Source organism: uncultured Gordonia sp. (genome assembly GCF_937858515.1).
Lineage (GTDB): Bacteria > Actinomycetota > Actinomycetes > Mycobacteriales > Mycobacteriaceae > Gordonia.
Map to the genome: position 1 here is coordinate 22,540 of NZ_CALLZT010000077.1, position 11,314 is coordinate 33,853.

Below are 11,314 nucleotides of genomic sequence, written 5' to 3' on the forward strand. Positions count from 1 at the left end.
TGTGGCTCCCCGCTCCCCGCGTAGCTACGCGTTCACAGAATGTCGCGCCGGACGATGGTCTGGTCGCGGCCCGGACCGACACCGATGCACGACACGTGCGCACCCGACAGTTCTTCGAGCCGCAGGATGTAGTTCTGGGCGTTCTGCGGCAGATCCTCGAACCTACGGCAGTCGGAGATGTCCTCCCACCAGCCGGGCATCGTCTCGTAGATCGGTTTGGCGTGGTGGAAACCGGTCTGCGTCATCGGCATGTCGTCCACTCGCTCGCCGTCGACCTCGTAGGCCACGCAGATCGGCACCTGGTCGAGGCTGGAGAGCACGTCGAGTTTGGTGAGGAAGTAGTCGGTGATGCCGTTGACGCGGGTGGCGTAACGGGCGATGACGGCGTCGAACCAGCCGCAGCGCCGGGCGCGGCCGGTGGTGACGCCCACCTCGCCGCCGGTCTTGGCCAGGTACTCGCCCCATTCGTCGAACAGCTCGGTGGGGAACGGTCCCGACCCGACGCGCGTGGTGTACGCCTTGAGGATGCCCAGGACCGTGGTGATCTTGTTGGGGCCGATACCCGAGCCCACTGCCGCGCCGCCCGCGGTGGGGTTGGACGAGGTCACATACGGGTAGGTGCCGTGGTCGACGTCGAGCAGAGTGCCCTGCGAGCCTTCGAGCAGCACCGTCTCGCCGCGTTCGAGGGCCTGGTTGAGCAATAGCCGGGTGTCGGCGATGCGGTGTGAGAAGCCCTCGGCCTGCGCGAGCACCTCATCGACGACGCGGGCCGGTTCGAGCGCCTTGCGGTTGTAGATCTTCACCAGGATCTGGTTCTTGAGTTCGAGCGCCGCCTCGACCTTCTGGGCGAGGATCTTCTCGTCGAGCACGTCGGCCACCCGCACGCCGACGCGGGCGATCTTGTCCTGGTAGCACGGTCCGATGCCGCGGCCGGTGGTACCGATCTTCTTGTTACCCAGGAAACGTTCGGTGACCTTGTCGATGGCCACGTGATACGGCATCAACAGGTGCGCGTCGGCGGAGATCATCAGGCCGGTGGTGTCGACGTCGCGTTCTTCGAGGCCGGAAAGCTCCTTGAGCAGCACGCCCGGGTCGACCACCACACCGTTGCCGATGACGTTGTTGACACCCGGGGTGAGGATGCCCGACGGGATCAGATGCAGCGCGAAGGTCTCCCCCGACGGCAGCACCACCGTGTGGCCGGCGTTGTTGCCGCCTTGGTAGCGCACCACCCACTGCAGTCGTCCGCCGAGCAGATCGGTTGCCTTGCCTTTGCCCTCGTCGCCCCACTGGGCGCCGATCAGGACGATCGCGGCCATGTTGTCCAAGCTCCTTTGTGTTCTGGTGAACGAAGGAAACCCTACTACCCGGCGCCACGCTGCGGCGGCAGTGCTCGGACTTGGGTGACACCGATAGTCTGGGCGGCGTGCCGATCGCCGTCCTAGAGCAGACCTGCAGGTTCGACGACAAGTCGGCCGTCCGCGCGCTGGTTGCCGACGCGCTCGACGATCCGTCGCTCACCCGGATCGTCATCCGAGGCGGATCGGACAATCCGGACGCGTTCGCGGCGGCGGTGCTCGCCCGGCTGATGATCGCCGAACGTCTCGACGTCGAGGTGGCCTACGCCGCCCCCGCCGCGACCCGCGCCACCAGCAGATACGGCCTCCCGCACGGTCCCGCCGCCGAACAACTCGCGACCACCGGCCGGGCCCGGGCGGTACCACTGATCCGCGACGACGCGGCAACGGTGCTGCTCGGCCGGGCCCGGCAACTAGGCGAGGGCGGCGCCAAGCTGCACGGGGAGACCTACGTCGACAACACCCGGCTGTTTCTCGGCGAGACCCGCGGCATCATCGTCGAACCGCTACCCGAGGCGCCCGGCGTACGCGCCCGGCTCGACCATCCGCTGCGACGCCGATGGCACACCGGCCGCGCCGCGCAGACCGGCGGCACCAACCTGGTCGTCGAACGCGAGGGCGTACTCACCGACCGCACGGTCAAGCGATCGACGTTCTACCGCCACCACATCGACCTGCTGCTCGTGCTGCCATAAACCCCGACAAACCTGACAAACCCAACAAGCAGAGCTACCAGGTCAGTTCCTCGTGGCAGCGGGTGCTCTGGTCGGCGGGATCGACCTGGATGGTGGCGTGGCCGAGGCCGTGACGGGTCAGCACCTCGCGCGCCGCCTCCAGGACCGTGCCGTTGGATTCGGCGCTGGCCAGGTGCACCGTCGCCACGTCCATGCCGGTGGTCAGGGTCCACACGTGCAGGTCGTGCACATCATCGACGCCGGGGATCGCGGCGAGCTCGCGGCGTACCTCGTCGACGTCGATGTGCCGCGGGGCCTGCTGGCTGAGGATGCGGGCGGCGTCCAGGAGCAGGCTCAGCGCCCGCGGCACCACCCACAGGGCGATGCAGACGGCCACCACGATGTCGGCGTAACCCCAGCCGGTGGTGATCATGACGACGCCGGCAACCAGGACTCCGACACTGCCCACGGCGTCGGCGAGGACCTCCATATAGGCACCGCGCACCGCGATCGACTCCTTGGAGTCCGCCCGTAACAGGAACATCACCGCGACATTCACCGCCAGCCCGATCGCGGCGACGATGATGAGCGTGGCACCGGGTACCTCGGGGTCGGTGCCGAGCCGTTCGATGGCCTCGTAGAGGACGTAACCGGCCACCCCGAACAGCAGCAGCGCGTTGATCGCGGCGGTGAACACCTCTGCCCGGTGCCAGCCGAAGCTGCGGGTGCCGGTGGTCTTGCCGTGCCGGGCCAGCAGCAGTGCGACCAGTCCCATACAGAGCGCCACGACGTCGGTGAGCATGTGCCCTGCGTCGGCGATGAGGGCGAGGGACCCGACGACGATGCCAGTGATCAGCTCGACGACGAAGTAGCCGCCGATCAGCGCGACACCGAGCGCCATCGGCCAGATACGCCGATTCGGCGCTGAAGCACCTGCCCCGTGAGAGTGCGAATGCGAGCCGTGCGAGTGGGAGTGCCCGTGTGAGTGACCCATGACCCGAAATATATGCGAACTTCCGCATGTGTCGCAAGGGTGTGAGGCCCACAAATTCAGGGTGACCTTAGTTGCCTGAACCGGGCAATCAATACACGGTCGAGGTGACGCACTCCCGCACACCGGGCTTGCCGGCGAACCGGTCCGCGGTCCACTCGACCAGCGGGTAGGTGACCGGACTGTCGGGCTCGATGATCTCGCCGTGGTCGACACCGCTGACCACGCGGTAGTCGATGACCTGCCCGGCCGCACAGCGCGCACTCACGAACTGGGCGGTCAGCGTCGGCAGCACGAGGGTGTCATCGCTCCCCTGCGCGATCAGCACCGGCACCGGCACCTTCCCGTCCGGCGCGTTGGCCACCAGGTGCCGGCGCAGTGCGGGCAGGTCGGGGTCGCCGATCACGAGCGTCTCCCCCAGGTCCCGGGTCAGCGCGGTCAACTCCACGGCGTCCCCGGGATCGAGCGGACACAACCCGGCCATGGCGCGGACCTTGTCCGCGATCTCCGCGGGCACCACCGACGAGAACCGGATGTCGGGAAAGTAGCGGTCGTACGCGGTGATCAGGAACGCCGCCAGCTGTTGGCCCTGCTCCGTCGATCCGCGTGCCTTCAGGAACATCGGCATGTCCGCCAGCGGCGCCAGCGCCGCCACCCCCACCAGGCGCACCCCGGGGGCATATCCGGAATCGAAAGCCGCTGTCGCAAGCGCAGATTGGCCACCCTGGGAATGTCCCCACACCACCGCCCGCCGACCGATCGACACGCCGTCGAGCTGCCGCACCGCCCGCAGCGCGTCCAGTCCGCTGCGCGCCAGCCCTGAGGCGATGTAGTACGGATGAACACCCGCCGAATCGGGCTGATAGTCGGGTGCCACGACCACCCAGCCGCGGGCCAGCGACTCGGCGATCGCCGGAATCAGTTTGAACGGTTCGGCCGTCGCCGACGGCATGCACTTCTGCTCGATACCGAGCGTCCCGTGCTCCCACAGCACCACCGGCCGCGGCCCGGCAGGCGGGTTGGCCGGCAGCAGGACGGTGGCCACCGCCGTCGTCAGCGCACCGTCGGGCATCGTGGTGGTGTAAAGGATCCTGCGGGCCGACGCACCGTCGGGAATCTGTTGGACCGACTGGAGTCCGTCCTCGCGGATGAGCACTCCCGGTGTCGGCGGGAGGGCGGCCGGGGCACGGTAGAAATCGTCGAGCGGCGCGGTCACCTCGGTGAACGGCGCCGCCGTCGACGGGACATTCGCCGACGGTGCTTTCGCTGACGGAACATTCGCCGATGACCGATGCGCGGGCGAGGCACCGGGACCCGGTTCGCCGGACTCCCCGCGCGAACACGCAGACAACGCCAGCACCGTCGACATCAGCAACAGAACCAGGCGCAGGCCCGTGCCCCGGCGTACGCCACCGCTGGAGCCGGGCGCTCCGTTCGCTTCCAGGACTGCGTTCACCAGCACATTGTGCACGGGCACCGGACAACAGGCGTGCCGGACAACCCCCGTATGATGTCACCCGTGCGGGCTAACTTCGGCGATGCAACCCGAGCCCGACAGCCCGGATATGCCTAATCTTGAGCGCGCTACCGCAATATGACCATGCCCTGAGTTCACGACGTCGGAGGTGGGCGATGTACCCCGAACACCCGTCGGTGATCGCCGGCTTCCAGATCGAACGAACGGTGGGCGCCGGCGGTATGGGCACGGTCTACGCGGCCCGCCACCCCAGGTTGCCACGGACCATCGCCCTCAAGGTCCTCAATCCGGCATTCGCCTCGGACACCATGTACCGCAGCCGTTTTCAGCGGGAAGGCCAGCTCGCGGCGAGCCTCGATCACCCCAACATCGTTCCCATCTACGACTGCGGTGAGGACGACGGCCGCCTGTGGCTGTCCATGCGGCTGGTGGCCGGGACGAACGCCGCCGAGTTGCTCGGCACCCACCCCGGTGGCCTCGACGCGAAGACGGTGGTATCGATCTGCGTCGATGTCGCCGCCGCACTCGACTTCGCCCACCAGCGCGGCATGCTGCACCGGGACGTGAAGCCCGCCAACATCCTCCTCGACACCTCTGCCAGCATCCCCCGCGCGATGCTGAGCGATTTCGGTATCGCCCGGGACCTGCAGGACACCGGGCTCACCGCCACCGGCATGGTGATCGGCACGATCGACTACTGCTCGCCCGAGCAGCTCGGCACCGCCGCCGACATCGGCGGCCGGGCCGACCAGTACAGCCTGGCGTGCACCGCATTCTTCCTGCTCACCGGCTCCAAGCCGTTTCCCGGCGCCACACCCACCGCGGTGCTCGCCGCGCACCTGTACGGCGAGCCGGTCCGGCTCACGCAGGTGCGGCCCGACCTCGGTCCGGCGGTGGAGAATGTGCTGTTGCGTGCGCTCAGCAAAGACCAGAACGCCCGGTTCGCCTCCTGCGGCGCCTTCGCCGACGCGCTGCGCCGGGCGGTGTACGAGGCACCTGGATCCGGTGCACCGACTGCGGCTCCCCCGGCTCTCGTGCCACCGAACCAGCAATACCCACCGACGCTGCAGACCACACCGCCACCGCACGTCCCCCCGCCCCAGTCCGTTGTCCCCAATCTGTACAAGCCGCACCCCGACCCGTTCCCGCCGACCGAGCGAGCAGTCACACCTGCACCGTACGACGGACGTTCCCCCGGATACGTCGGTCCGGTCCCGGGCTACCCCCCGCAGCCTCCTGTCCGGCGCCGCCACACCGCGCTGATGGTCGGGGCTGTGGTCGCGGCCGTCGTCGCCGTGCTGGCCGTCGCCGGTGTGGTGGTATTGAAGTCCGGCGACGAGCCCGCCACGACCGCCGAACCCGCTCCCGACAGCAGCCCGGCCGCAGCACCGCCGACGACCCCTGGGCCGATCAGCACACCGGTCACCACCACACCGCCCGCGCGCCAGCAGCACAACATCGCCCGCGGCACCACCGCCCTCGACCCTTGCCGGATCCCGGCGGAATTGTTGCGGGCCGGGCAGGTGACCACACCGCTGGAGGCCCGTGACGGCGCCGGGCAGATGATCCTGTGCGTGGGCAACGCCGTCGGCATCGTCGGCCCCGAGATCCTCATCGGCGGTTACGTGCGGGGGTCGGCGTTCGAGTCCACGATGCTGGGCAACTACGCGGGCGGAACCCCGACACTCACCGACATTCCCGGCTGGCGGCGCTACAACTTCACCGAGACCGATCGGCAGGTGTGGTGCAAAATGGGCTACCGGTCGACGAAGCAACCGGTGTTCACGCTGGAGATCGCCGCGATACTCGACCCCGGACCCAAGACGGTCCGAAACGATCCGGTCACCCGCGCCGCCCGGCAGACGGTATGTAACAGGCTCCCCGAGCTGGCCCGGGCCATCGACCCGGCCATGCCCAGCGGACAGTAATCTGATCAGGATACGGAGCGAGAATGCAGGTGCAGGGGTGTCGCGTGAGGCGATCGCATCAGGTGCGGGCACACCGCCGACGTGCCGGACGTGGGGTGGCATCGCTGATGCTGGCGGCGACGCTGCCAGTCCTGTCGATGACGCTGCCGGCCACGGCGTCGGCCGCGCCCGCCGGTGCCGTCGTCGTCATCGGTGATTCGTTCGCCACCAACCATTCCGACGACCTCGGCCCGGCCTGCGGACACAGCCCCACCTCATGGCCGGCCCGGCTGGCCCGGCGCACCGGTGATCATCTCATCAACGTCTCGTGTTCGGGCGCGAGCCTGTTCGGCCGGTACAACGTGTACGACCAGGCGAAGAAGGCTCAGAAACGCAATGGCTTCGGCCCCCGGACCCGCGCCGTCCTGGTGCAGCTCGGCTTCAACGACTGGAGCGGCAACCGGCTCCACGGGCGCTGCGTGGCAACCGAATGCGCCCACGACGGCAAACTGCGCACCATGACGGCCGCCACCTACGCCGGCCGGTTACGCGCGCTGGTCGACTATGTGCGGTTCTACGCGCCGAAGGCGGCGATCAGGATCGTCGGATATCCGGAGTTGTTCGCCGACGGCGCCCACAATCTGTGCACCAATGTCGCCGGCACGAAGATCACCAAACCGCAGACGCGGGCGGCGGTCGACGCCGAGTTGTCTCTGCGAAACACCCAGTCCGGAGCGGCGGACATCCTCGGCACCGGCTTCGTCGATGCCCGCGCCGTCACCGCGGGCCACGGAATGTGCTCGACCGATCCGTGGGTGCGCGGGGTCATGTATCCGCGGCCCGGTCTCGCCGAAACGCTCATGGTCCGTCACCCCACCGAACACGGCGATCTCGTGCTGGCGAAGGCCGTGGCCGACAGTCTCGACGGGTAGCCGGTCCGGGGCGTCGGTCGCACGCATTCATCTACCCGCGAAGCTCTGGTCGACGGGGGTCGCCGGGTCTAGACTTCTGTGAAAATGATTCGGGGACACCCAAATCCGGCATACAGGATAGTCAGCCCATTCAGCAGAATCCGGTCAGGCCGATGATCGGGGACCAACCAGCGAACATGGGGTCAACCAAAATGAAATATCGTCTGCGTACCGTGGCCGTGGCCATCGCCCTGCTGTGCGCCGTCCCCCTTGCCACCGGCTGCGACGACGCCGGCACCGGCACGTCCACAACCGCGTCCCAGGACGCGGGGGCAGACCTGTCGAAGGGCACCCTCGACACCGAGAATCCCGCCCCACCGGTTACCGCATCGGCTGGCGCAGACACCAGCGAAACCCCCAGCGGCACAGAGCCATCCACCGAGTCCGGATCATCCGACGAGTCCGGGTCATCGGACACACCCGAACCCACCACGACCGCGTCGGTCCCCGATCCGTGTGAGCTCCTGCCCAACACGCAGGTGTCCACTCTGACCGGCATGTCGGTGGACAGCGGTGGCGACGACGTCGGCGACAAGGATGCGCCCGAATGCCAGTGGCATCTGGTGGCCGAGCCCGGCGACGGTGCCGACTTCACCGTCAAGCTGTCCCCGACGACCCCCGAGAAGTTCGCCGAGGAACGCATCGCAGGGTCGGTGGACGTCGACGGCGTCGGTGACGAGGCGGTGGCGCGCGATTCCCGTCTGTACGTGCGCAGCGGCTCGACGTTGATCGACATCTATTTCCGGCGTTCGAGCGTGGACGACGCCACGGTACTGGCCACCCAGAAGAAGGTCGCCGGCGCCGTCGTGCAGAAACTTCACTAACCGGGCATACCGGGCTCAGGTCACACCCGTCATCTGTATGTCTGAACCTGTCGTTGACGTCGGCGGGCGAGTGTAAATTGCGGTGCACACTCGATCCCGCCCGGGGCCTGAACGCAAAGGACATCACCCATGAAGCGCGCCATCGTCACGGCCACCGCGGCCGTGCTCCTCGTCGTACCCCTGGTCGGCGGCTGTAAGGAGTCCACCGAGGTCGGGGCCTCCCCGTCGAACTCCAACGTGCTACCACCGGTCGGCGAGGTCGACAACAGCAACCCGGCGCCGCCGCCCTCGGACGACAAGTCCGCAGGCTCCTCACAGAGCGAGGAGAAGCCCGGATCACAGAATGAGGAACAGGATAAGTCCGGAGGCTCCTCACAGAACGAGAAGTACGACACCTCGAGCCCCTACGCTCCCGATGTGTGTGCGGCCATGTCGGAGGAGAAGGTCACCGAACTGACCGGCAAGCAGGTCGCCAAAGTCACCAAAGATGCCGGTGGGGAGAGCAGCTACCGGTATTGCCGCTGGGAATTCACCGACGGCAAGCTACTCGATGTCGTGGCGCAGGCCGGCACCAAGGAACTGAAATCAGACGAAAAGGTCAGCGATTATGTGAAGATCGACGGACTCGGTGACGCGGCCAACAATTACGCCGGTTCCGTCAATGTGCTGACAGGCTCCCTGCTGATCACGGTCTCCAGGACCGACCTCGCCACCCGCAAGAAGGTCGCCGCCTACCTCGTGGATCAGTGGGCCAACTGATCCACCCCCGATCATCGAAGTCAGTCGCGCAGCGTGGCGCGCGCCGATGACCGTTGCAGACCGGCCACCATCAGCAGGTCGACGATGAGCGAACGCAACTGCGCCAGGATCGCCGTCTCCGACATCGAGCTGTCGGAGACCAAGTCCGTCCTGGCCTTGCGTGCGATCGTGCGCAATACCCGCGCCGCGTCGGCCTCGTCGGGCTGCCCGCCCGGTGGCGCGACCATCATCGCGCGCAGCACCTCGTAGGCACCGCTCAGATCGTCGACGATCTCGATGATCTCCGGCCGCAGCGTCTCGCCCGACTGGGTCATCGTCAGCGCCCGCCGGGCGACGACGCGAAAGTTGCGGACGGAATTGTCGATGGGGTCGGCGGTGGCCGAAATCCGGCGCAGCCGGTGCCGCGAACTCCAGTACAGCGGCGAGATGGTGCTGATCTCCCGCCCGCCGGCCATGTCGGCGCGCATGGTGTTGATGTCGCCCTGCGTGCCGCGGGCCCGGGCCAGCACATCGGAGACCTGCTCGACGTCGTGGGCGCGCAGCCCGGCCGCGAGGTCGGTGGCGGCGTCGCGGATCGTCGCGAGCACCCCGGCGGCGTCGCGTCGGCTGCGCGATGCCGGGTTGACCGGCAGGAGCGCCACCACCAGGATGCCGACGACCCCGCCGACGAGGGCATCGACGGCCCTATTGATGCCCGCCGCGCCACCGGGCGGCAGCAGTGTGGCCACCAGCGCCGCCGACGACGCGGCCTGCATCGGCAGCAGCGGACCGTCGTCGAGGAAGACGGCGATCGACATCGCGATCGCCACCACGACCATGATCTGCCAGGTTCCCGAGCCGATCCAGGAAATCACCAGGTCGCCGGCGAGGATGCCGATGGTGACCCCGGCGACCAGTTCCACCGACCGGCGCCAGCGTTTGGCCAGTGACAGGCCGAGCGAGACGACCGCGGCGATCGGCGCGAAAAACGGCTGCTTGTGGCCGAGGGGACCGATGGCGATCCACCAGGCGACACCCGCGGCCACCGCACACTGGGTGATCGGGACCGCCGACAGCCACAGCCGCCGCACCCGCAGCGCCACCGGGGCGGGCAGGGCGTCGATGCGCCGCCTGATTCCGCGGCGCAGCCGGTGGGACCTAGAGGCCGAGTTCGGTGACGGCGTTGGGGTCGCTGTCATTGAGCAGGTCCAGGCACCGCAGATATTCGTTCTCTTCACCGATGGCGGCCGCGGCCCGGGCAAGGGCGCCCACACACCGCAGGAATCCCTGGTTCTGCTCGTGCGACCACGGCACCGGCCCGAATCCCTTCCAGCCGTGCCTGCGCAGCTGGTCCAGGCCCCGGTGGTAGCCGGTGCGCGCATACGCGTACGCCTCGATGACTCTCGTGACGTCCGCACTCGTGACACCGGCATCGGGATCCGGTTTCGGGGTGCCGGTGGCGATGCCGGCCTGGTCGAGCGCCTTTTCGGCGAGATAGGCCCAGGCGATCGACGCGGTCGGGTGCCCGGCGGCCACCGCTGCCGGTTCCGCGCCGTTGAGCAGGTCGGACTCGGCGTCGTCGTCGCCCGTGAGCAGCGTCGGTTGCGGGCCCAGCAGGTCTCCGAAAGAGGTCATCCACCCATTCAAGCAGGTATCCGGACCACTGCCGCGTCGTCCACGCCAACTATCCTGACGGTGTTCGCTAGTCTGAGGGACGATCATGCGGCGGTGCGCGGTGAAAGTCCGTGCGCGCTTGACCCGACTGTTCCAAGCGGACCTGAGCCCTACGGTGGTGAATCCCAGATATGCCCGGCCCCGACGGAGGCGACCGCAGCTACGCCGACAAGCGTAAAGAAATTATCGGTAAGGCGATCTCAGCATGGAATAAGCGCCGTAACCCAGGGGCGACCGGGCCCGCGTGGGCACCGCGCCGACCACAGGCTGGACGTCTGCAGACCCGGCCGGATCCGGCTTCGCTCACATCCGGTTCCCCCGTACCCGGTTCCCCCGTTCCGGAAACCACCACACCGCAGGCCCCGGCCGGTGGCGTCGGCGGACCGGACCGGCCGGTGACGACCAAGCCGTTCGCCTCCTCGACCGCGGAGTTGCCGGCGCAGGACCCGGCCACCCCCGGATCACCAGCGGCAGACCCCTCATCAGTCCGGACCGAACCCGATGGTCCGGACGCCGCGCAGGAGGCCCCGACCCAACCGGTTCCGGCCGCCGCGCACCTCATCCCCGCCAACAGCACCGGCCCCGATACGCGGCCGGGTTCCGGAGAGAACGTGACACACACCGAAGATCCCGCCGACTCCGACGCGGAGAAGTCGCCCGCCACGCCCAGCCGCAAGCCGTCCGGTGGCGTCGGCATCAA

General features: G+C 68.2%; 10 protein-coding genes and 1 pseudogene. 6 read left to right on the top strand and 5 right to left on the bottom strand.

Features of this window, described 5'->3' with window-relative positions; translation table 11 throughout:
- Positions 1-32 precede the first annotated feature (32 nt).
- Positions 33-1,319: an adenylosuccinate synthase gene (locus Q0627_RS06750; protein ID WP_291017946.1), complete on the bottom strand. Its 1,287-nt coding sequence runs from the start codon at positions 1,317-1,319 to the stop codon at positions 33-35.
- A gap of 107 nt (positions 1,320-1,426) precedes the next feature.
- Between Q0627_RS06750 and Q0627_RS06755 the strand changes: the two genes are divergently transcribed.
- Complete coding sequence (locus Q0627_RS06755) at positions 1,427-2,053, top strand: hypothetical protein (protein WP_291017943.1); 627 nt, start codon at positions 1,427-1,429, stop codon at positions 2,051-2,053.
- Between the two features lie 34 nt (positions 2,054-2,087).
- Here the strand turns inward: Q0627_RS06755 and Q0627_RS06760 are convergent, their stop codons facing one another.
- Positions 2,088-3,026 carry a cation diffusion facilitator family transporter gene (locus tag Q0627_RS06760; protein ID WP_291017940.1) on the bottom strand — a complete coding sequence of 313 codons (939 nt, stop codon included), beginning with the start codon at positions 3,024-3,026 and terminating at the stop codon, positions 2,088-2,090.
- 88 nt (positions 3,027-3,114) lie between these two features.
- Positions 3,115-4,479, bottom strand: coding sequence for a S9 family peptidase (locus Q0627_RS06765; protein WP_291017937.1), 1,365 nt, complete (start codon positions 4,477-4,479; stop codon positions 3,115-3,117).
- A gap of 176 nt (positions 4,480-4,655) precedes the next feature.
- Here Q0627_RS06765 and Q0627_RS06770 point away from each other — a divergent pair, with 176 nt between their 5' ends.
- The 4 genes from Q0627_RS06770 to Q0627_RS06785 all read left to right on the top strand — a co-directional run bounded on the left by Q0627_RS06770 (position 4,656) and on the right by Q0627_RS06785 (position 8,961).
- Entirely contained in the window at positions 4,656-6,428 is a 1,773-nt protein-coding gene (locus Q0627_RS06770) for a serine/threonine-protein kinase (protein ID WP_291017934.1), read from the top strand.
- 44 nt (positions 6,429-6,472) lie between these two features.
- A complete protein-coding gene (locus Q0627_RS06775; RefSeq protein WP_291017932.1) occupies positions 6,473-7,339 on the top strand; it encodes an SGNH/GDSL hydrolase family protein in 867 nt (288 codons plus the stop codon).
- Positions 7,340-7,530: 191 nt separating this feature from the next.
- Positions 7,531-8,202, top strand: a complete 672-nt coding sequence (locus Q0627_RS06780; RefSeq protein ID WP_298808600.1) for a hypothetical protein — start codon at positions 7,531-7,533, stop codon at positions 8,200-8,202.
- 129 nt (positions 8,203-8,331) lie between these two features.
- On the top strand, positions 8,332-8,961 hold the full coding sequence (locus tag Q0627_RS06785) for a hypothetical protein (RefSeq protein ID WP_291017927.1): 630 nt from the start codon (positions 8,332-8,334) through the stop codon (positions 8,959-8,961).
- 20 nt (positions 8,962-8,981) lie between these two features.
- Here the strand turns inward: Q0627_RS06785 and Q0627_RS06790 are convergent, their stop codons facing one another.
- Both Q0627_RS06790 and Q0627_RS06795 read right to left on the bottom strand, forming a co-directional pair.
- The gene (locus Q0627_RS06790; protein WP_291017924.1) at positions 8,982-10,139 is read right to left on the bottom strand and encodes an aromatic acid exporter family protein; all 1,158 of its coding nucleotides are present in this window, start codon (positions 10,137-10,139) and stop codon (positions 8,982-8,984) included.
- Complete coding sequence (locus Q0627_RS06795; protein WP_291017922.1) at positions 10,099-10,575, bottom strand: DUF3151 domain-containing protein; 477 nt, start codon at positions 10,573-10,575, stop codon at positions 10,099-10,101. The genes Q0627_RS06790 and Q0627_RS06795 overlap by 41 nt, the downstream gene beginning before the upstream one ends.
- A gap of 170 nt (positions 10,576-10,745) precedes the next feature.
- On the opposite strand from Q0627_RS06795, the pseudogene Q0627_RS06800 reads away from it, so the two are divergent.
- A pseudogene (locus tag Q0627_RS06800) lies at positions 10,746-11,314 on the top strand (hypothetical protein); the annotation flags it as partial.

What these genes read in the sequence shown, in the direction of transcription:
- Q0627_RS06750 (WP_291017946.1), bottom strand. Translation starts at nt 1,319, where the DNA reads ATGGCCGCGATCGTCCTGATCGGCGCCCAGTGGGGCGACGAGGGCAAA.
- Q0627_RS06760 (WP_291017940.1), bottom strand. Translation starts at nt 3,026, where the DNA reads ATGGGTCACTCACACGGGCACTCCCACTCGCACGGCTCGCATTCGCAC.
- Q0627_RS06770 (WP_291017934.1), top strand. Translation starts at nt 4,656, where the DNA reads ATGTACCCCGAACACCCGTCGGTGATCGCCGGCTTCCAGATCGAACGA.
- Q0627_RS06780 (WP_298808600.1), top strand. Translation starts at nt 7,531, where the DNA reads ATGAAATATCGTCTGCGTACCGTGGCCGTGGCCATCGCCCTGCTGTGC.
- Q0627_RS06785 (WP_291017927.1), top strand. Translation starts at nt 8,332, where the DNA reads ATGAAGCGCGCCATCGTCACGGCCACCGCGGCCGTGCTCCTCGTCGTA.
- Q0627_RS06790 (WP_291017924.1), bottom strand. Translation starts at nt 10,139, where the DNA reads ATGACAGCGACCCCAACGCCGTCACCGAACTCGGCCTCTAGGTCCCAC.
- Q0627_RS06795 (WP_291017922.1), bottom strand. Translation starts at nt 10,575, where the DNA reads ATGACCTCTTTCGGAGACCTGCTGGGCCCGCAACCGACGCTGCTCACG.